The sequence below is a fragment of the Arthrobacter sp. RT-1 genome, assembly GCF_003367205.1.
Lineage (GTDB): Bacteria > Actinomycetota > Actinomycetes > Actinomycetales > Micrococcaceae > Arthrobacter.
The window spans coordinates 65,184-86,365 of record NZ_QRGQ01000036.1; the positions used below are offsets into that span (position 1 = coordinate 65,184).

Annotated in this window: 15 protein-coding genes; 12 read left to right on the forward strand and 3 right to left on the reverse strand. The window is 66.2% G+C overall.

Annotation, left to right across the window (positions count from 1 at the left end; genetic code table 11):
- Positions 1–16: 16 nt before the first annotated feature.
- Positions 17–574 (reverse strand): hypothetical protein, encoded by a 558-nt coding sequence (locus DXK94_RS17790; protein ID WP_258868600.1) that lies wholly within the window; start codon positions 572–574, stop codon positions 17–19.
- A 257-nt stretch (positions 575–831) separates the two neighbouring features.
- Between DXK94_RS17790 and DXK94_RS17795 the strand changes: the two genes are divergently transcribed.
- The 8 genes from DXK94_RS17795 (at position 832) to DXK94_RS17830 (ending at position 8,442) form a co-directional block, all read left to right on the forward strand.
- Positions 832–1,314, forward strand: coding sequence for a CarD family transcriptional regulator (locus DXK94_RS17795; protein ID WP_011690592.1), 483 nt, complete (start codon positions 832–834; stop codon positions 1,312–1,314).
- Positions 1,315–1,470: 156 nt separating this feature from the next.
- The gene (ispD, locus tag DXK94_RS17800; protein WP_115525942.1) at positions 1,471–2,253 is read left to right on the forward strand and encodes a 2-C-methyl-D-erythritol 4-phosphate cytidylyltransferase; all 783 of its coding nucleotides are present in this window, start codon (positions 1,471–1,473) and stop codon (positions 2,251–2,253) included.
- A 17-nt stretch (positions 2,254–2,270) separates the two neighbouring features.
- Positions 2,271–2,771 carry a 2-C-methyl-D-erythritol 2,4-cyclodiphosphate synthase gene (gene ispF, locus DXK94_RS17805; protein WP_104443625.1) on the forward strand — a complete coding sequence of 167 codons (501 nt, stop codon included), beginning with the start codon at positions 2,271–2,273 and terminating at the stop codon, positions 2,769–2,771.
- A 9-nt stretch (positions 2,772–2,780) separates the two neighbouring features.
- A complete protein-coding gene (cysS, locus tag DXK94_RS17810; RefSeq protein WP_115525943.1) occupies positions 2,781–4,238 on the forward strand; it encodes a cysteine--tRNA ligase in 1,458 nt (485 codons plus the stop codon).
- 138 nt (positions 4,239–4,376) lie between these two features.
- Entirely contained in the window at positions 4,377–5,366 is a 990-nt protein-coding gene (gene rlmB, locus DXK94_RS17815) for a 23S rRNA (guanosine(2251)-2'-O)-methyltransferase RlmB (protein ID WP_079598276.1), read from the forward strand.
- Between the two features lie 87 nt (positions 5,367–5,453).
- Positions 5,454–7,574 carry a glycogen debranching protein GlgX gene (gene glgX, locus DXK94_RS17820; RefSeq protein ID WP_115525944.1) on the forward strand — a complete coding sequence of 707 codons (2,121 nt, stop codon included), beginning with the start codon at positions 5,454–5,456 and terminating at the stop codon, positions 7,572–7,574.
- 14 nt (positions 7,575–7,588) lie between these two features.
- A complete protein-coding gene (locus DXK94_RS17825; protein ID WP_115525945.1) occupies positions 7,589–8,077 on the forward strand; it encodes a ribonuclease domain-containing protein in 489 nt (162 codons plus the stop codon).
- A gap of 8 nt (positions 8,078–8,085) precedes the next feature.
- The gene (locus DXK94_RS17830) at positions 8,086–8,442 is read left to right on the forward strand and encodes a barstar family protein (RefSeq protein WP_079598273.1); all 357 of its coding nucleotides are present in this window, start codon (positions 8,086–8,088) and stop codon (positions 8,440–8,442) included.
- Positions 8,443–8,445: 3 nt separating this feature from the next.
- Here the strand turns inward: DXK94_RS17830 and DXK94_RS17835 are convergent, their stop codons facing one another.
- Entirely contained in the window at positions 8,446–10,233 is a 1,788-nt protein-coding gene (locus tag DXK94_RS17835; RefSeq protein WP_115525946.1) for a thiamine pyrophosphate-requiring protein, read from the reverse strand.
- A gap of 46 nt (positions 10,234–10,279) precedes the next feature.
- A complete protein-coding gene (gene glgP, locus DXK94_RS17840; protein ID WP_181884871.1) occupies positions 10,280–12,898 on the reverse strand; it encodes an alpha-glucan family phosphorylase in 2,619 nt (872 codons plus the stop codon).
- Between the two features lie 191 nt (positions 12,899–13,089).
- On the opposite strand from glgP, the gene DXK94_RS17845 reads away from it, so the two are divergent.
- From DXK94_RS17845 to DXK94_RS21555, 4 genes are all read left to right on the forward strand, one after another.
- Positions 13,090–15,132 (forward strand): alpha-1,4-glucan--maltose-1-phosphate maltosyltransferase, encoded by a 2,043-nt coding sequence (locus tag DXK94_RS17845; RefSeq protein ID WP_115525947.1) that lies wholly within the window; start codon positions 13,090–13,092, stop codon positions 15,130–15,132.
- A complete protein-coding gene (gene treS, locus DXK94_RS17850) occupies positions 15,129–16,925 on the forward strand; it encodes a maltose alpha-D-glucosyltransferase (RefSeq protein ID WP_079598270.1) in 1,797 nt (598 codons plus the stop codon). Before DXK94_RS17845 ends, treS begins: the two co-directional genes overlap by 4 nt.
- 1 nt (position 16,926) lies before the next feature.
- Complete coding sequence (locus DXK94_RS17855) at positions 16,927–20,658, forward strand: 1,4-alpha-glucan branching enzyme (RefSeq protein WP_115525948.1); 3,732 nt, start codon at positions 16,927–16,929, stop codon at positions 20,656–20,658.
- A 318-nt stretch (positions 20,659–20,976) separates the two neighbouring features.
- A partial coding sequence (locus DXK94_RS21555) for a hypothetical protein (RefSeq protein WP_220272990.1) occupies positions 20,977–21,182 on the forward strand: 206 nt, incomplete at its 3' end.

Below are 21,182 nucleotides of genomic sequence, written 5' to 3' on the forward strand. Positions count from 1 at the left end.
GGCTTGCTGTGCCGGCCTAGTGGCCGGTGCCGCCGCCAAGTTCGGAAGCCGTCGGCGAGGGGGTCGGCGACGGGGACTGCGTGCTGCCGGCCGGCAGGTACTCCTTGTACTCCGGAAGCGTGGCATCCAGGACGGGAACCTTGACGGTGTTGCTGACGTTGGTGCCGTCCTCGGTGATCTTCACGTCCACGAGGGAGCCCGGGATGCCGCCGGTGGTGCTCAGGATGGCTTCGTCCGAGCTCTCGTTGAGCAGGATGTAGTCGTTGGCCTTGACCGGAACCTCGGTCTGCGAGCCTTCAGCGCCGTTGACCGTCAGCTTCACGTCCTGGGAGGAGGAGTTGTAGACGGCGCCGATCACACGTCCCGGCTGGTCCTCGCCCGCCGAGACGATGAGCATGTTGCGCAGCTCAAGCGGGCCGAGGTCTGCGTTGATGCCATCGGACTGCTGGTACTCCGCAGTTGTCTGCTGGGAATTCGATGCCGAACAACCTGACGCCAGAAGCCCGACGCCGAGAGCGCCTGCCGTCAGTGCCAGTTTGGCGCGCTGGGCCCGGGTCATCGCAGTGAAACGCACGTCACGTACTCCTCGAGAGTCTTGAAACATTATTCAGCCCATAGCCTATCCGCAAAGCCGCTTAAACGAGGATTCGGCGCCGTCATATCACCCTTGGCAGCGCACCGGCGATGCACTATTATCCGCATCCGTCAAGGGGTCCAAGGGGGTTGATTTGCCCCATTTTCCGCGTATTTCCGCGGTTCCAAGCCCTTTCCGCGGCCGGTCATATGCCTGAATCGTGATAAACTGGTCTGCGGGAAAGGGGAAATGTCCACATGGTATTTGAGGTCGGCGAGACAGTAGTTTACCCTCACCACGGTGCTGCGAAGATTGAAGAAATCAAGATGCGCACCATCAAGGGCGAAGAGAAAATGTATCTCAAGCTCAAGGTGGCTCAGGGTGATCTGACCATTGAAGTTCCAGCAGAAAACGTTGACCTTGTTGGGGTCCGGGACGTAGTGGGCAAGGAAGGCCTGGAGCACGTGTTTGATGTGCTCCGTGCCGAGTTCACCGAAGAGCCCACCAACTGGTCACGCAGGTACAAGGCAAATCTGGAGAAGCTTGCTTCCGGTGACGTCATCAAGGTGGCTGAGGTCGTTCGCGACCTGTGGCGCCGGGATCACGACCGGGGCCTTTCCGCAGGCGAGAAGCGAATGCTGGCCAAAGCCCGGCAGATTCTGATTTCAGAATTGGCGCTGGCTGAAAAGACCGACGAAGAGAAGGCAGCAAGCGTTCTCGACGAGGTCCTGGCTTCCTAAGAATTGAACCCCGGCGGCACGCAAGTGCGGCCGGGGCTTCTTTTTGCCCTGAAACAGCCGTCCTGAAAATGGCTCAAGGCCTGAGCGCCAGTCCTCCCGGTTTCCGGCCTGGGTTGGTTCGGCACGGCAGCCCACCGGGACGTTAGGCTGGTCCGCATGAGCGAAACAGCTAAGCGCCCGGTCACCGCGGTGATCCTGGTGGCCGCAGGTTCGGGGCAAAGGCTGGGTTACGGCATGCCCAAAGCTGCAGTGCCGCTGGGTGGCGAACCCATCCTGATGCATGCCCTGCGCGGCATCGTTGCGGCCGGAATCAGCAGCCAGGTCTGCATTGCCCTGCCTGCAGGCGATGATGGCCTGCGCCGGCTGTGCGAAGACTTCCGGGAAGAACTCGCCGACGGCGGTCCGCTGCTGACCATCGTCGACGGCGGTGACACCCGGGCGGACTCCGTCCGGGCGGGCCTGGAGGCCCTGATGGAAGGCACCGAAGCGGTCATGGTGCATGACGCCGCCCGCGCCCTGACGCCGGAGTCGGTGTTCCACCGCGTGGTGGACGCACTCGCTGCGGGTGCTGAAGCCGTCATTCCCGCGATCCCTGTGGTGGACACGGTCAAGACCGTCGCAGCCACCACGGGTGAGGGCAGCGTGCTGGCACCCGAAGTCGTCACCGGCACCGCACCCCGCGAGGACCTGCGCGCGGTGCAGACGCCGCAGGGCTTCCGCTTCCGCACGCTGCAACGGGCCCACCAGGCAGCCCGGACCCTGGAGCCCCGGCAGGCGGCCGCCGTCACCGATGACGCCATGCTGGTTGAAATGACCGGCACGGCCGTCCACGTAGTGCGCGGCTCCACCCAGTCCCTCAAAATCACCACTCCCCTCGACCTGATCCTGGCGGAGGGGCTGCTCGAAGGCCCGCTTGGCGCCCGGTGGGTGGAGGGATAGGCATGCAAAACAACACGATGATCATTCCCCGTACCGGAATCGGTGTGGACGTCCACGCCTATGCGCCGGAGGATGCCCCGCGCCCCCTCTGGCTGGGCGGACTCCTCTGGCCGGGCGAGCGGGGCCTCGCCGGGCACTCGGACGGGGACCCCGTGGCCCACGCCGCCGCCGATGCCCTGTTCTCGGCCGCCGGAATCGGTGACCTGGGCACCCACTTCGGAACCGACAGGCCCGAGTTCGCCGGCGCCTCGGGGGTGGCACTGTTGGCCGAAGCTGCACGGATCGTCCGCGCCGCCGGCTTTGAAATCGGCAACGTGGCCGTCCAGTTCGTGGGCAACCGGCCGAAGTTCGGTCCCCGCCGCGAGGAATCATCGCAGGTGCTCAGCGACGCCGCAGACGCACCGGTCAGCGTCACGGCCACCACCAGCGACCGGCTGGGATTCACGGGCCGCGGCGAGGGAATCTCCGCCGTGGCCACCGCCCTGGTGTATCCGCGGCCGTCCGGCGCCATCGGCTAATCTGGAGCGGTGACCCTGCGCTTCTATGACACTGCCTCCGCCGAAGTCCGCGACTTCGTCCCCCTCGTCGCCGGAAGGGCCAGCCTCTACTACTGTGGGGCAACGGTGCAGGGCATGCCCCACGTGGGCCACATCCGCTCCGCCATCGCCTTCGACCAGCTGACCCGCTGGCTGGAATACCGCGGCCACCGGGTCACGGTGGTCCGCAACGTCACCGACATCGACGACAAGATCCTGGCGAAGTCGGCCGAGTCCTTCAGCCCGGATTTCAGCGGCGGCCCCGGCGACGTGGCAGCCGAGGAATGGTGGGCGCTGGCGTACCGCTTTGAGCAGGAGTTCCTCAAGGCCTACGACACCCTGGGCGTCTCCCGCCCCACGTACGAACCGCGCGCCACTGGGCACATCCCGGAAATGCACACCCTGATCCGGCAGCTGATCGACCGGGGCCATGCCTACCCCGCCCTCGACGACTCAGGCGACGTCTACTTCGACGTGCGCTCCTGGAGCAAGTACGGAGCCCTGACCCGGCAGAACATCGACGACATGCAGGCAGCCCCCGACGCCGATCCCCGCGGGAAGAAGGACCCCCGCGACTTCGCCCTGTGGAAGGGTTCCAAGGAGGGCGAGCCGGCTACCTCCAGCTGGGCTTCCCCGTGGGGTGCCGGGCGTCCGGGGTGGCACCTTGAGTGCTCGGCCATGGTCACCAAATACCTCGGCACGGAGTTTGATATCCACGGCGGCGGGCTGGACCTGCGGTTCCCGCACCATGAAAACGAAATGGCGCAGTCCCAGGCGGCAGGCCACCCATTCGCCAACTTCTGGATGCACAACGGCATGGTGACCTACGAGGGCGAGAAGATGTCCAAGTCCATCGGCAACACCATCAGCCCTGCCGAGATGCTCGAACTGGCCTCCCCGCGGGTGGTCCGCTACTACCTCGGCCAGGCACACTACCGCTCAGTGCTGGACTACCGGCCAACGTCGCTGCAGGAGGCCGCCGCCGCCGTCGAACGCATTGAAGGTTTTATCAACCGCGCCCTCCGTGCCCTGGCCGCCGGAGAAGCCTACGGCCTTGTCACCGACGGGAAAGCGCCCAGCCCGTTCGAGCGCGCGATGGACGATGACCTGAACGTGCCGCAGGCCCTGGCCGTGCTCCACGAAACAGTCCGGTCCGGCAATACAGCGCTGACCGAGGGCCGGCTGGAGGACGCCCGGGAGGCCCTGCACCAGGTGCACGACATGCTCACGGTGCTCGGCCTCAATGACGTGGCATCCGGTCCGGCGGGCGACGCCCGCGAGGCAGCCGCCCTTGAAGTCCTGGTCCAGGCGCAACTGGCGGCCCGGGCCGAAGCACGGGCCAACAAGGACTGGGCGGCGTCGGACGCCATCCGCGACACCCTGAAGGAGGCCGGCGTCGTGGTCGAGGACGGTCCGGACGGCGCCACCTGGAGCCTGAAGCGCGACTGAGCCCTGGTGACTGACTGCCCACCGTTGACCTGACTGCCGGCTGCCATCGCGGGTGCTTTGCCACCTGGGCACGTCGATTTTTCTTCGGTCAGTAGACTGGTAAGCAGACTCAGTCAACACAATTAAGGGTGGAACAACATGGCCAACAATGGTCGCCGATCGGTTAAAGCGAAGAAGGGCCCAACCATCGGAACCGGTGGCCATGGCCGCAAGGCCCTCGAAGGCAAGGGCCCGACGCCCAAGGCTGAGGACCGCCCCTACCACAAGGCACACAAAGCCAAGCAGCTGTCCGAGCGTTCCGCCGCCAAGCGCGGCACGGGCGCCCGCAGCGCCGGCGCAGCAAAATCCGGGCCCAAGGGACGCGCCACAGAGGAAGTCGTCACCGGCCGTAACTCCGTGGTGGAGGCGCTCCGCGCCGGCATCCCCGCCAAGGCACTGCACATCGCCATCCGCATTGAGATGGACGACCGTGTCAAGGAATCCCTGAAGCTCGCGGCTGAGCGCGGCATCCCACTGCTGGAAACCGGCAAGCCCGAGCTTGACCGCATGACCGATGACGCCGTGCACCAGGGCCTGGTCCTGCAGATCCCGCCGTACGACTACGCCGACGCCTATGACCTGGCCGAAGAGACCGTGGACAAGTGGAAGAAGGGGCACATCGGCAACGCGCCGCTCTTCGTCGCCCTGGACGGCATCACCGATCCCCGAAACCTCGGCGCCATCATCCGCTCGGTGTCCGCCTTCAGTGGCCACGGCGTCATCGTCCCCGAGCGCCGCTCCGTGGGCGTCACCGCATCGGCCTGGAAGACCAGTGCCGGCGCAGCTGTCCGCGTCCCCGTGGCACGTGCCTCCAACCTCAACAGCGCCCTCAAGCAGTTCAAGAACATGGGCATCTTCGTCCTGGGCCTGGACGGCGACGGCGACGTCTCGCTGCCGGACCTCACGCTCGCCACGGAACCTGTGTGCATCGTGGTGGGTTCCGAAGGGAAGGGCCTGAGCCGCCTGGTCCGTGAAAACTGCGACCAGATCGTCTCCATTCCCATCGACTCCGCCATGGAATCCCTTAATGCCTCCATGGCCGTTGGCATCTCGCTCTACGAGGTCTCCCGCCAGCGCGCCACCAAGTAGTTCCCACCACCGCCACCCGCGGGCCTGCCCCGGCGCCATCGTGACGCCGGGGCTGCCCACGTGCTGCTGGCGGCTACTATTTAGGTGATGGTCATGCCGCTTTTCGACACCGCTTCCACCATGGACGCCTCAACGGCCGTTCCCCTCGGTGTCAGCGTTCCGCGCGCGGATTCCGGCGGGACCCGCCACCGGGCAGGGGGACGCGCCAACGTTGCCTGCTATGCGCCCGGTGTTCCCAGCCTGGAAATCGTCTACATCGCCCCCGGCGGGGACTGGCGCGTCCAGGCGCTGCCGAACGTTACCCATGGCGTCCACCATGGCATCGTCGAGGACCTGCCGTACGGCTCGCGGTACGGGTTCCGCCCCGCGGCGCCGGAGCAGTCGCAGTCCCTGCCCCTTGCGGTGCCCACCAAGGATGTTGACGAGGACGACGCCGGCCAGCCGCTGCTGCTTGACCCCTACGGACGCGCCGTGGACCAGCGGGACGGCTTCCTGACCAGCGTCCGGATGGCCAGCGACTTTGACTGGGGCACTGACGAGCGCCTGCGGCTGCAGTGGCGCAATACCATCATCTACGAGGCCCATGTGCGCGGGCAGACCATGCTCCACCCGGACGTGCCCGAGGAGCTCCGCGGCACCTACGCGGGCATGGCCCATCCTGCCATCATCGAGCACCTCAAGGGCCTGGGCGTCACGTCCATACAGCTGCTGCCGGTGCACTTCCACCTCGATGAGCCGCACCTGCAGGACCTGGGGCTGACCAACTACTGGGGGTACAACACCGCCGCCTTCTTCGCGCCCCACCCGGCCTACGCCACCCGTGCCTCGCAGCACGCGGGTCCGCAGGCCGTGCAGGACGAGTTCAAAAGCATGGTCAAGCTGCTCCACGCAGCCGGGCTGGAAGTCATCCTCGACGTCGTCTACAACCACACCGCCGAGGGCGGGCCCGACGGCAAGACCGTCAGCTTCCGCGGGCTGGGCGAGGACACCTACTACCGGACCGACGGCCACGGCAAGTACGTGGACACCACAGGCTGCGGAAACAGCCTCAACTTCGGCGAACCCCGGGTGGTCCAGATGGTCCTGGACTCCCTGCGGTACTGGGTGGACGAATTCCATATCGACGGCTTCCGCTTCGACCTGGCCGTAACACTGTGCCGGAACGGGGCCAACGAGTTCGACCCCCGGCACCCGTTCCTGGTGGCCATCGCTGCGGATCCGGTCCTGTCGGACGTAAAACTCATTGCCGAGCCGTGGGACGTGGGCTACGGCGGCTGGCAGACCGGACGCTTCCCGACCGGCTGGGTGGACTGGAATGACCACTTCCGCGACACGGTCCGCTCATTCTGGCTGGCGGACCGAGCGGCCCTCGAGGCCGGGGGCCAGGGCGGGTCGGTGGCAAAACTGGCCGACGCGCTGTCCGGCTCCGCCGCTCTTTTCCAGCCCTCCGGCCGCTCGCGGCTGGCTTCGGTCAACTACATCACGTCCCATGACGGGTTCACCCTGAACGACCTCGTCTCCTTTGACCGGAAACACAACGAGGACAACGGCGAGCAAAACCGGGACGGCCACGGCGACAACCGCAGCTATAACCATGGCGTTGAGGGCCCCACCGAAGACGGCGACATCCTCGCCAAGCGCGCCCAGTCCCGCCGCAACATGATGGCGTCGCTGCTGATTTCCCTCGGCGTCCCCATGATCACGGCCGGCGACGAACTGGCCCGTACCCAGCAGGGGAACAACAACGCCTACTGCCAGGACAACGCCACCACCTGGGTGGACTGGACACGGACCCCGGAATCCCACGAGATGCTGCGCAGCACCAAACGGTACATCCGGCTGCGCAAGGAGTTCCTGGCTGCCCAGCCCCACGACTTCCCGGTGCGTGACGAACAGTCCTACCTGTACTGGTACGACCAGCACGGCCGGCCCATGTCCATGGAGCGCTGGAATGACCCGCGGCACCGCGTGATGCAGCTCCTGCTCGGCACCGACGACGGCTCCCTGGCCGGCCTGGTGGTGGTGAACGGAAGCACCTCCGACGTCCAGATCACCCTGCCCCGCGTCACTGCCGAAGGCACCGCCCCGCGCATGTTCGAACTGCGGCTGACCACCTCGCCGCTGCACGAGCTGCGGCAGGGCGGCATAGTGGCGTCGGGGGAGAAGGACCTCGTCGAGGCCAACTCCATCAGCATCTACCGCACCTAGGCAGGAACAACAGAATGCGCAACCGCCCCCTCCTGCCCCTGCTGCTGGCTGCCCTCGTGGTGCTGGCGTTGGTGGCTTTCGGTGGCTCCGGCGTACTGGGCCAGCTGACGGAAAGTACGACGCCGGACGCCACGTCCAGCGCGACGGCAGCACCGGGAGCCGCCTCGCCGTCGGGGCCGGGCGTGCCGGCCCCGGCACCCGCGGCCAACAACACGTCCGGGCTGCCCGCCATCCTGGAATCGGAACTTCCGGCCGAAGCGCGCAGGATCCTTGAGCTCATCCGCGCCGGCGGCCCGTACCAGTACAGCCAGGACGACCAGGTCTTCGGCAACTTCGAGCGCATCCTGCCGCGGCGCGACCGGGGGTACTACCGGGAGTACACCGTGCCCACGCCCGGAGAGTCCGACCGCGGCGCCCGACGGATCGTCGCCGGCGATAACGGCGAAAAATACTACACCGATGACCATTACGAGTCGTTCACGTTCATAGCGGAAGGCAGCTAAGCACAACCATGAAGATCTACTCCGGTGATACCTGGACCCTGGAAGAACTGCAGGAGCAGGTGGCCGATGCCGGACGGCGAAGCCTGGTTGTCCCCCCGGCCGACAGCAAGAGGGCAGTCCTGGAAACCTTTGGCGAGGTCCTCAGCTTTCCCGAACATTACGGCGTGAACCTCGATGCCCTGAACGACTCACTCCACGACTTCGCGGACGCGATTACTGACAACGGCAACGCTCCGGTCACCCTCCTGTGGCAGGTTGCCGCTCCGTTCCGGGGCGACCGGACGTTCGGCGTCATCTGCGAAATCCTCCAGGACGCCGAGCAGTATGCCGGCAAGGACCTTGCTGTCACTGCCGTGCTGCTGTAAGGCTCAGGCGTCCGGACGCTCCTCCTGCGAAACGTACGTGTCGAGCAACTCCGCGGCCCTGCCGCCGTCGTCCTCTGCCGCGAGGCCCTTGCGCATGCTCTCCGCCTTCTCCTTGCCGGCCGGGAAGGGCGGCAGGAGCGGAACCTCGGGATCGGTCAGCACCTCGATCACTACAGGCCGGTCCGCGGCGAACGCCTGCTCCCAGGCATCGCCGAGCTGGTCCGGGTCCTCCACCCGGATACCCTGCAGGCCCAGCAGCTCGGCGTAGCCGGCGAACGGGAAATCAGGCAGTTCCTGGCTGTCCGCGAACCGCGGCTCGCCCTCGGACTCGCGCTGCTCCCAAGTGACCTCCGTCAGCTCGCGGTTATTGAAGACGCACACCACGAACCGCGGGTCCTGCCACTGCCGCCAGCGGTGGGCCACCGTCACCAGTTCGGCAATACCCGCCATCTGCATGGCGCCGTCCCCGGCCAGTGCCACGAGCGGCCGGTCCGGATGCGCGAGCTTCGCCGCGATCCCGTAGGGGATGGAACACCCCATGCTGGCGAGGGTCCCGGAAAGGTGCGCAGGTACGCCGCGGGGCAGCACCAGCTGCCGGGCGTACCAGTAAACACAGCTTCCGACGTCGATGCTCAGCTGGGCGTCCGCCGGGAGCCTGCCGTTGAGCTCCCGGACCACGCGTTCCGGGTTGACGGGAGTGGCGGGCACCGCGGCGCGGTCCGCGGCGAGGATGCGCCAGCGGCTGACTTCCTGCTCCACGTCTGAGCGCCACTGGCCCCGCGGGCGGTGCTCGAGCTTCCGGTCCAACGCGGCAAGGGCGGAGGCTGCATCGCCGGCCAGGCCAACCTCCACCGGGTAGCGGTTGCCGATCTTCTTCTCATCAATGTCGATCTGGACGGCGCGGGCAGCCCCGGGCGGCGGGTAGAACTCGGTCCAGGGGTCGTTCGAGCCCACAATCAGCAGGGCATCGCAGTTGCCCAGGAGGTGTGCGCTGGCGGTGGTACCCAGATGCCCCATGGTTCCCACGGCGAAGGGCAGGGATTCGTCCACGTAGGGCTTGCCCAGCAGGCTGGTGGCGATTCCGGCGCCAAGCTTTTCCGCCACGGCCACCACTTCGGCGGCGGCATGGCGGGCGCCCTGGCCAACCAGCAGCGCCACCTTCTGGGCGGAATTGAGGAGCGCAGCCGCAGCATCCAGGTCCTCCTCGCGGGGAGTCCTGGCCGCGGAACTCCACGAGGGGGCGGTGACCACGATGCCGTGTTTCTGCTCAAGCTCCGGGGCCGGCGCCGACTGGATGTCATGCGGGACGATGACGACGCACGGCGATGACGTCGCCTTCGCGGTGCGGAAGGCCCGGTCCAGGACCATGGGCATCTGCTCCGGCGTGCTGACCAGTTGCACGAATTGTGAAGCGACGTCCTTGAACAGGCCGCTGAGGTCGATCTCCTGCATGTAGGCCGAGCCCAGCACGGTCCGGCTTTGCTGCCCCACGATGGCCACCACCGGGACGCCGTCCAGCTTCGCGTCGTAGAGACCGTTAAGGAGGTGGACCGCCCCGGGCCCCTGGGTGGAGGTCACCACCCCCACCCCGCCCGTGTACTTCGCGTGGCCCACGGCCATGAACGCAGCAGTCTCCTCGTGCCGGGCCTGCACGAACTCAATGCGTTCCCTGGCCCGGCGGAGCGCCCCCATGAAGCCGTTGATGCCGTCGCCGCTGTAGCCGAAGACCCGGTCGACACCCCAGCTCCCAAGCCGCTCCACAATGACATCGGCCACTGTACGTTCGGTCATACGTCCTCCTGTGTCCGTTCAGGGGAGCGGGCCGAGGCCCGCCGTGCTACGCGTTGACGATCAGCCCCAGCTCTGCCTTGGAAGCCAGTGCCGCATGCCGGGGCAGGACCCGGACGGTGTAACCGAACGTACCCGAGCGGTCGATGACCAGTGAGCCGCTGAACAGGTGGCGTCCGCTGCCCAGGTCCTCCTTCACCTGCAGTTCCATCAGGGTGATGTCCGCCAGGGTGTCGCTTTCCTCCGCCCGGCCGTAGGCCACCTCCACGCAGACGTCCTCGGGCGAGAGGCTGTTCAGGGCTATGTAGGCGTTGACCTGGAGGATGTCACCGATCTGCGGGTCCTCGGAGACGCCCACCGAGTCCACGTGCTCCACGTGGACCTGCGGCCAGGCGGCGCGCACCTTGGCGGTCCAGGACGCCAGCGAGCGGGCCTGGGAAAAGGCGTTGGCGCTGGCGCTGCGGCCCGCTTCGGCCGCGGGGCGGTACAGGATGTTCACGTAGTCCCGGAGCATGCGCTCGGCCGAAACCGCCGGGCCCAGGTGGGACAGGGTGTGCTTGATCATGGACACCCAGTGCGTGGGCACCTTCTCGGCCTCCGACGTCGACGGCCCGGCCGCTCCGGCAGCCTCCGAGACCGTGCTGCCGTAGAACCGCGGCGCAACCTGGGTTTCGAGCAGCTCGTACAGGGCAGCCGCCTCGATGTCGTCGCGTTCCTCCGGGGAGGCATCGTTGTTGGCGGTGGGAATCGCCCAGCCGTTCTCGCCGTCGTACATCTCATCCCACCAGCCGTCCAGGACGGACAGGTTCAGCGAGCCGTTCAGCGCCGCCTTCATGCCGGACGTGCCGCACGCCTCCAAAGGACGCAGCGGGTTGTTCAGCCAGACGTCGCAACCGGGGAACAGCGTCCTGGCCATCGCGATGTCGTAGTTGGGCAGGAACGCGATCCGGTGCCGCACCTCGGGGTCGTCGGTGAAACGGACCAGGTCCTGGATCATCTTCTTGCCCGCGTCATCGGCAGGGTGGGACTTGCCGGCGATGACCAGCTGGATGGGGTGCTCCTTGTGCAGGAGCAGTGCCTTGAGCCGCTCCGGCTCGCGCAGCATCAGGGTCAGGCGCTTGTAGGTGGGAACGCGGCGGGCGAACCCGATGGTCAGGACGTCCGGGTCAAGGACGGTGTCCGTCCAGCGCAGCTCGGCATCTGCGGCGCCGCGTTTCTTCCACGCCGCGCGCAGCCGCCTGCGGACATCCTCCACCAATGCAGACCGCATCTCGCGGCGCAGCGCCCAGACGTCGGCGTCGCTGACGTTGTACGCCAGGTCCCAGCGGCCGTTCGCCTCCGCCTCGCTGCCGAACTGGTCGCGTGCCAGCTTGGAGATGCGGCTGTCCACCCAGGTGGGGACGTGAACGCCGTTGGTCACGGACGTGATGGGCACCTCGGAGTGGTCGAAGCCCGGCCACAGGGCGGAGAACATGCCCCGGGACACTTCGCCGTGCAGCTTGGCCACGCCGTTGGCGCGCTGCGCCAGGCGCAGGCCCATCACTGCCATGTTGAACACGGCAGGATTCCCGTCGGCGTAGTTCTCGCGGCCCAGTTCCAGGATCCGGTCCACCGGCACGTCCGGTGCCAGCCCGGCCTGGAAGAAGTGGCTGATCTGGGAAATCTCAAACCGGTCGATGCCGGCCGGCACCGGGGTGTGCGTGGTGAAGACGGTGGAAGCGCGGCCGGCAGCCAGGGCTTCGTCGAAGGTGAGGGCCTGGTCCCCGGACATAAGTTCCTGGATGCGCTCGATGCCAAGGAAGCCGGCGTGGCCCTCGTTGGTGTGGAACACTTCGGGTGCCGGCGAGCCGGTGAGCTGCTGGTAGGCGCGCAGGGCCTTGACCCCGCCCATGCCCAGCAGCAGTTCCTGCTGGAGCCGGTGGTCCCCGCCCCCGCCGTACAGCCGGTCGGTGACGCTCCGGGCGGCGTCGTCGTTGCCCGGAACGTTCGAGTCAAGGAGCAGCAGGGGAACGCGTCCGACGTCGGCACGCCAGATGTGTGCCAGCAACCGGCGGCCGTTGGGCAGCGGGAGGGTGATCTGCAGGGGCCGGCCGTTGCCGTCGGGGGAGGGCTCGCGGAGCAGGGTCAGCGGCAGGCCGTCCGGGTCCAGGACGGGGTAGGTCTCCTGCTGCCAGGCGTCCCGGGACAGCGACTGCTTGAAATAGCCGGCCTGGTACAGCAGGCCGACGCCGATCAGCGGCACTCCGAGGTCCGAGGCGGCTTTCAGGTGGTCGCCGGCCAGGATGCCCAGGCCGCCCGAGTACTGCGGGAGGACCTCGGTGATGCCGAACTCGGGGGAGAAGTAGGCGATGGCGGCCGGCGCGTCCGGGCCCAGGCTTTGGTACCAGCGCGGTTCCTCCAGGTACCGGTCAAGGTCATCCTCGGCAGCCCGTACCCGCTCCACCACGGACTGGTTTGCGGCGAGCCGCTGGAGTTCCTCCCGGCTGACCATGCCCAGGAAACCGACCGGGTCCTGGCCGCTTTCTTCCCACAGCCGGGGATTCAGCCCGGCGAAGAGTTCGCGCGTGGGCCGGTGCCAGGACCAGCGCAAGTTGCTCGCCAGCCGTGCCAGGGGCCGGATGGGTTCGGGGAGGACTGTACGGACCGTAAACCTGCGGATTGCCTTCACCTGCGTCACACTAACCGACAACATGGGCAGCCGGAACCAGCTTTGGGTTTCTTTTGGGTAAATGACAGGGGCATGAAGGAAATGAGGCGCGGCACAACGAATTTAGTGAGCAGGCTTAGCAATCTTCGTCATTTCTCGCTAACGTCGAGCCTGTGACGACTAACTCAGTAACCAGTGCCGCATCAACGAAAATGCCAACGGGACGCATCACCGACGGACTGCGGTTCGGACGTTTTCCGATCACTGCCGTGCAGCCCGTCGTCGAGGGTGGAAAGTTCCCCGCAAAGGCCCTGCCGGGCGAAGGAATCGTGGTGGGTGCCACCGCATTCCGGGAGGGGCACGACCAGCTGGGCGTCAGCGCCGTGCTCCTGGACCCGTCGGGCGCGGAGCGCCAGCGCGTCCGCCTCGCACCGCCCCGTGGGGAACGCGGCATGGGGACGGACCGCTGGGAAGGCATCCTCACGCCGTCGGAAACGGGCAACTGGTCCTTCGTCATCGAGGCCTGGCATGACCGCTACGGCACGTGGCACCACAACGCCGAGGTGAAGGTCGCCGCCGGTATCGACGTCGAGCTGATGCTCGCCGAAGGTGCGGCGCTGCTGTCCGAAGCGGCCGACGACGACTCCCGCAGTGAGGCGGACAGGGCAACGCTGCGCTGGGTCGCCGACAGGCTGGCGGACCGGGGGCTCACCCCGGAGGAGCGCCTCGCCGCCGGGTTCAGCCACGGCGTGACGGACATCGTGGCCCGCCAGCCCATCCGCGAACTGGTGACTGTTTCCGAAAAGTACCCCCTCCTCGTGGAGCGTGACCGCGCCGGGCGCGGCGCCTGGTACGAGTTCTTCCCGCGTTCCGAAGGCGCCGTCAAGGACCACTCCACCGGTGCCTGGACGTCCGGCAACTTCCGCACCGCTGCCCGGCGGCTGGACGCCGTGGCCGCCATGGGATTCGACGTGATCTACATGCCGCCCATCCATCCCATCGGCGTGCAGCACCGCAAGGGACCGAACAACACCCTGGTCGCCGGCCCCAACGATCCCGGTTCACCCTGGGCCATCGGTGCCGCGGAGGGTGGCCACGACGCCATCCATCCGGACCTCGGTACCTTCGAGGACTTTGATGCGTTCGTGGCCCGGGCCAACGAACTGGGCCTGGAAGTGGCACTGGACCTCGCGCTGCAGGCCGCCCCGGACCACCCGTGGGTGACGTCGCATCCGGAATGGTTCACAACCCGGGTGGACGGCAGTATTGCCTACGCCGAAAATCCCCCGAAGAAGTACCAGGACATTTATCCGCTCAATTTCGATAATGACCCCGAAGGGCTTTCCAACGAAATTCTGCGGATTGTCCTGCTGTGGGTGAGCCATGGCGTAAAGATTTTCCGCGTGGATAACCCGCATACCAAACCGGTGTGGTTCTGGGAATGGCTGATTGCCGAAGTGAATAAAACGGAGCCAGGCGTGGTGTTCCTCGCTGAGGCGTTCACGCGCCCGGCCATGATGCACGCCCTGGGCCGGGCAGGCTTCCAGCAGTCATACACCTACTTCACGTGGCGCAACACGAAGAAGGAGATCGAGGCCTACTTCCACGAGGTCAGCCACGAATCCCCGGCGTTCTTCCGGCCGAACTTCTTCGTCAACACCCCGGACATCCTCACCGAGTACCTCCAGTACGGCGGGCCCGCCGCCTTCAGGATCAGGGCTGTCCTGGCGTCCACCGCCAGCCCGCTGTGGGGCGTGTACGCCGGCTACGAACTCTATGAGCACGTGGCCCGGCCGGGCGCCGAGGAGTACATCGACAACGAAAAGTTTGAGTACAAGGCACGGGACTGGGACGCCGCGGCAGCATCCGGGCGCACCCTCGCACCGTTTATCACCCGGCTGAACCACCTTCGCCGCGACCACCCGGCCCTGCAGGACCTGCAGAACCTGACGGTCCACCAGAGCACGGACGACTCCACGGTGGTGTACTCCAAGCACAAGACTCTTCCTGACGGCTCCAAGGACACGCTCATCGTGGTGGTGAACGTGGATCCCCATGTCACCAAGGAATGCAGCGTTTCGCTCGACCTGGCGGCTCTTGAGCTCGACCCGCAGGACCTGACGGCCAACGGGACCTTCTACGTGGACGACCTGATTTCCGGCGAAAGTTGGGAATGGGGTGAATTCAACTACGTCCGCCTCGATCCGCATGTAGAACCTGCACATATCCTGAGCGTGAGGAGAATGCATCAGTGAGTTTTAATCCGCAAAGTTCCGGCCAGCACTTCACTCCCAAGAGCACGTTCGAGCTCAATGCGCCAGGTCTCCAGCACGATCCGCTGTGGTACCGGAAGGCTGTGTTCTACGAGGTACTCGTACGGGCTTTCGCGGATGCCAACGGCGATGGGTCCGGAGATTTCTCCGGACTCATCGACCGGCTGGACTACCTGCAGTGGCTGGGGGTGGACTGCCTCTGGCTGCCCCCGTTCTTTCAGTCGCCGCTGCGTGACGGCGGCTACGACATCTCGGACTACAACTCGGTTCTGGATGAGTTCGGCACCATCAGCGACTTCAAGCGGCTGGTCGCGGAGGCGCACGCGCGGGGTGTGCGCGTGATCATCGACCTGCCGCTGAACCACACCTCGGACCAGCACCCATGGTTCCAGGAGTCCCGCAAGGACCCCGACGGCCCCTTCGGCGACTTCTATGTGTGGAGCGATACGGACGAAAAGTACCAGGACGCCCGCATCATCTTCGTGGATACCGAGGAATCGAACTGGACGTTCGACCCCATCCGCCGGCAGTTCTTCTGGCACCGGTTCTTCAGCCACCAGCCGGACCTGAACTTCGAAAACCCCAAAGTGATCGAGGCGCTTTTCGACGTGGTGCGGTTCTGGCTGGACCAGGGCATCGACGGCTTCCGCGCGGACGCCATCCCCTACCTCTTCGAGGAGGAGGGGACCAACTGCGAGAACCTGCCCGCCACCCACGAGTTCCTCCGGAAGCTCCGCACCATGGTGGACGAAAACTACCCCGGCCGGGTCATCATCGCCGAGGCGAACCAGCCACCGAACGAAGTGGTGGAGTATTTCGGAACCGAGGCGGAACCGGAATGCCATATGGCGTTCCACTTCCCGATCATGCCGCGGCTGTACTACGCGCTCCGGGACCAGAAGGCCGCCCCCATCATCGAGACCATGCAGGACACTCCGGACATTCCGGAGGGCGCACAGTGGGGCACCTTCCTGCGCAACCACGACGAACTGACCCTGGAAATGGTCACCGCCGATGAGCGCGCGGCCATGCTGGGCTGGTACGCGCCCGATCCGCGAATGCGGGCCAACATCGGGATCCGCCGCCGGCTGGCGCCGCTGCTGGACAACTCGCGGGCGGAAATCGAGCTGATCAACGCGCTGCTCCTGTCCCTGCCCGGCAGCCCGTTCCTGTACTACGGGGACGAGATCGGCATGGGGGACAACATCTGGCTTGAGGACCGCGACGCCGTCCGCACCCCCATGCAGTGGAACCCGGACCGGAACGCGGGCTTCTCCCATGCTGATCCGGGCAAGCTCTACCTGCCCCCGATCCAGTCGCTGGTGTACAACTACAGCATGGCGAACGTGGAGGCCGAGGCCGCCCATTCCGGTTCCCTGTTGAGGTGGACCCGGCAGATCCTAAGCGTCCGCAAAAACCACCCGGCATTCGGGCTGGGCGGGTTCAAGCATGTGGAAGCCGACCACGACGCCGTCCTTGCCTACCTTCGCGAACTGCCGGAGGGAAATGCCGCCGGTGCAGACGCCGAGACCATCCTGTGCGCCTTCAACCTCTCGCAGCACCCGGTGGCCGCCAGGCTCCGGGTTCCGGAGTACGCCGGCCGCGGGCTGCGTGACGTCTTTGGCGGCCAGACGTTCCCCGGAATCAACGACGACGGCACGCTGACGCTGACCCTGGGCAGCCACGATTTCTTCTGGTTGCGCCTCCGGTCTGCGGCTTCCAACCCGTCGTCGCCCTATACCCAGGCCATGCCCATCCTGTCGATTGAGAACTGAGATGAACCAGCCCATCCTGACCCCCGCCCTGACCGCGCTCCTCAAGGAATGGCTTCCGAGGCAACGCTGGTTCCCCGTCAAGACACCGGATTTCGATATGTCCCAGGCAGGCAGCCTGGGACTGGACGATCCCTCCCGGCACGCCGCCCTGGCCGTCTTCCTGCTCAATGTCACCACCCGTGGTGCCGACGGCGGCCGGCGCACCGCCGTAGTCCAGGTCCCGCTGAGCTTCCGCCCGGCGCCCGCGGCCGGGATGGAGCGGGCCCTTGTTGGCCAGGCCGCAGGGACGGACCCGTCCCGGCCCTGGGTCTATGATGCGGTCCACGATCCTGACTTTGTGGGCGGCTGGCTGGAACTGATCCGGCAGGAGTCCAAGGCTCCCAGCGGCACGGCGATGGGCTACAAGGTGCCCGGAAGCTACCGGCTGCCCACCGCCCGCGGCGTGGTGAAGGTCCTGTCCGGTGAGCAGTCCAACAGTTCCGTCATCGTGGACGACGGCGAGTCGGCCGCCATCGTGAAGTTCTTCCGGGTCCTGTCCGAGGGGACAAACCCGGAAGTCGAAGTGGGTGCCGCGCTGACGTCCGCCGGGACCTCCGAAGTGCCGGCCACCCTTGGCTGGGTCCGCGGAGAATGGATGGCGCAGGGCAGGACGGCCTCCGGCGATACGGGCACCCGCCACGTCCAGGGCGAACTCGCGGTGGCCCATGAGTTCCTGGCCGGTGGCCGGGATGCCTGGCGCCTTGCCGTGGATGCCGCCCGGTCCGGGACGGACTTCACCGCCGAGGCCCGCGCCCTGGGTGCGGCCACCGCCACCGTCCACCGGCGCCTGGCCGAAGCACTCGGGCAGTCAGCCGAAAGCGAAGCCGGGAAGGTGATCGGGCCCGGAGTAGCCCAGCGCGTCCGCCAGGCATGGACGGAAGCCGGTCCCGCCGTCGGGCCCTACGACGAACCATTGAATGCACTGCTGGACGGCCTCGACGGCGTACCTGGCGGCCCGCTGCAGCGCATCCATGGCGACCTGCACCTCGGCCAGATCCTTCAGGTCCCGCAGGCCGCCGGCACGGCTGGCGGTGGCGCCCGGTGGGCCATCCTCGACTTCGAGGGCGAGCCCATGCGGCCCATCGCCGAACGGAACGTCCCCGATGTTCCCCTGCGCGACGTCGTCGGCATGCTCAGGTCCTTTGACTACGCAGCAGGGGCGGCCCAGCGCGAGCAGGAAGGCGCCCACGTGCCTGCGTCCTGGGTTGACGACTGCGCCGACGCGTTCCTCGAAGGGTACGCAGGCGTCACGCCCGGCACCGTGGACAGGAACTCGCCGCTCTTTGTGGCATTGTGGCTGGACAAGGCGCTCTACGAAGTAGTTTATGAAATGCGTAACAGGCCCGACTGGCTGGCAATACCAGTGAATGCCTCCAGGCGGCTCCTTAGCGGTAACAGCTCCGGCCACCAGGCCGGGGCAGCATCGGAAGGTAACGAAATGACAGGCTCAGCACGAACTGACCGGCCGGGAGTGCCGCTGCACGTAGATGACGGCATCCTGGGCAGGATCGCGAACGGTGAACACCACGCCCCCCACTCCGTCCTTGGTGCACACCTGGACGACTACGGCCACGTCACCATCCGCACCGTAAAGCACCTCGCGGAAGCAGTCACCGTCATCACCGCGGCCGGCGAGGTTCCCATGGAGCATGAGGCGCACGGGGTGTGGGCGGCCGTCCTGGAACCGCTCCAGCAAGGCCACGTCCCGGACTACCGCTTGTCCGTCACCTATCCCGGCGCTGAACCCGTAACGGTTGATGAACCCTACCGGTACCTGCCCACCGTGGGTGAAGTGGACCTGCACCTGATTGGCGAGGGCCGGCACGAGAAGCTGTGGGAGGTCCTGGGCGCGCACGTCCAGCACTACAAATCGTCGCTGGGTGATGTGGACGGTGTTTCGTTCGCCGTGTGGGCCCCCAACGCGCAGGCCGTCCGGCTCAAGGGTGACTTCAACGGCTGGGACGGACGCGAGCACTCGCTCCGCTCACTGGGTTCCTCGGGCGTCTGGGAAATCTTCGTCCCCGGCGTTTTGGCAGGGGCGTGCTACAAATTCGAAATCAGGACCAGGTCCGGTTACTGGGTGGAGAAAGCCGATCCCCTTGCCTTCGGCACCGAGGTTCCCCCGCTGACCGCATCCAAGGTGGTGGAACCCTCCTACGCCTTCAAGGACGACGAATGGATGGAGGCCCGCGCCCAGCGGGATCCGCACAACTCGGCCATGAGCGTGTACGAAGTGCACCTCGGATCATGGCGCCTGGGACTGGGTTACCGCGAACTGGCCAAGGAACTGGTGGACTACGTCAAGTGGCTGGGGTTCACGCACGTGGAGTTCATGCCGGTCGCCGAGCACCCGTTCGGCGGTTCCTGGGGCTACCAGGTCACGTCCTACTTCGCGCCGACCTCCCGGTTCGGGCACCCGGACGAATTCCGCTACCTTGTGGACACCCTGCACCAGGCGGGCATCGGCGTGCTCCTGGACTGGGTCCCCGCGCACTTCCCCAAGGACTCCTGGGCTCTTGCGCAGTTCGACGGCGAAGCCCTGTACGAGCACGCGGACCCCAACCTCGGCGAGCACCCCGACTGGGGCACGCTGATCTTCGACTTCGGCCGCACCGAAGTGCGCAACTTCCTCGTGGCCAACGCGCTGTACTGGCTGGATGAGTTCCACATCGACGGGCTGCGGGTGGATGCCGTCGCCTCCATGCTGTACCTCGACTACTCCCGCCAGGACGGGCAGTGGCAGCCCAACCGGTTCGGCGGCCGGGAGAACCTGGAAGCCATCTCCTTCCTGCAGGAAGTCAACGCCACGGTGTACAAGACACACCCCGGTGCGGTCATGATCGCCGAGGAATCCACGGCGTTCCCCGGCGTGACGGCACCCACCAGCCACGGCGGGCTGGGCTTCGGCCTCAAGTGGAACATGGGCTGGATGCACGACTCCCTCAAGTACGCTTCCGAGGATCCTGTAAACCGCAAGTGGCACCACGGCACCGTGACGTTCTCCATGGTCTACGCGTTCACCGAAAACTTCCTGCTGCCCATCAGCCACGATGAGGTTGTGCACGGCAAGGGCTCGATGCTCCGCAAGATGCCGGGTGACCGCTGGCAGCAGCTCGCCAACCTGCGGGCCTTCCTCGCGTACCAATGGGCGCACCCGGGCAAGCAGCTCATCTTCATGGGCACCGAATTTGGCCAGGAAGCCGAATGGTCCGAGCAGCACGGCCTGGACTGGTGGCTTGCGGACATTCCGGCGCACAAGGGCCTGCAGCTTCTGACCAAGGACCTCAATGAGCTGTACAAATCGACCCCGGCCCTCTACACCCGGGACAACGAGCCCGGCGGTTTCCAGTGGATCAACGGGGGAGACGCGGACCGCAACGTCCTGTCCTTCATCCGCTGGGACACCGACGGCAACCCGCTCGTGTGCGCGATCAACTTCTCGGGAGCGCCGCACGTGGGCTACACGCTGGGAGTCCCGACGGCTGGCGCCTGGACCGAAGTGCTGAACACGGACCACACCACCTATGGCGGCTCCGGCGTCCTCAATGACGGTGAGCTCAAGGCCTCGGGTGAGGGCCAGGACGGGCAGCCGGCCACGTTGACCGTCACATTGCCGCCGCTGGGTGCTTCCTACTTCAAGCCGGGGGCAGCCAAGCCGTCGGCAGCCAAGCCAGGAGCAGCCGGAACGGCCTAGTTTGTTTGGACCCTTTGGAGGAGCCCGGGATCCGCGTGATTCCGGGCTTTTTCATGCCAGCCGCTGGCGGCGGGGGACGGCCTGCCGGGTGGAGTTGGCCTTCCCGGGCAAGTGGTGGTAGAGTTTATTTCCGCGCTGCTCCACGGAGTCAGGCGGAAAAACCGACCACAACGCCTCACGGCGAAGATGGTTGCGGGACGCCGGTTTGACAAGTTGGAAGCCAGCCGGTAAGTTTGGAAAGTTGCTCCGGAGCGAGCCGCGGCCTTGAAAGTGGTTGTGGTGGTGCCGGGTGTGTCTGTTGTTTGAGAACTCAATAGTGTGCCAAGTTTGTTGATACCGATTTGTTTTTATGGATTGGTTGAATTTGCCGGGCTTGCCGCCCCTGTGGTGGGTCTGGTTTTGACAGCTGGTTTCAAATTTTGTGCAGCCTTTTGGTCCCGTTTTCCCGGGGCTGGGGGTTGTGTCTGTTTTTGTTTTACTTCAACGGAGAGTTTGATCCTGGCTCAGGATGAACGCTGGCGGCG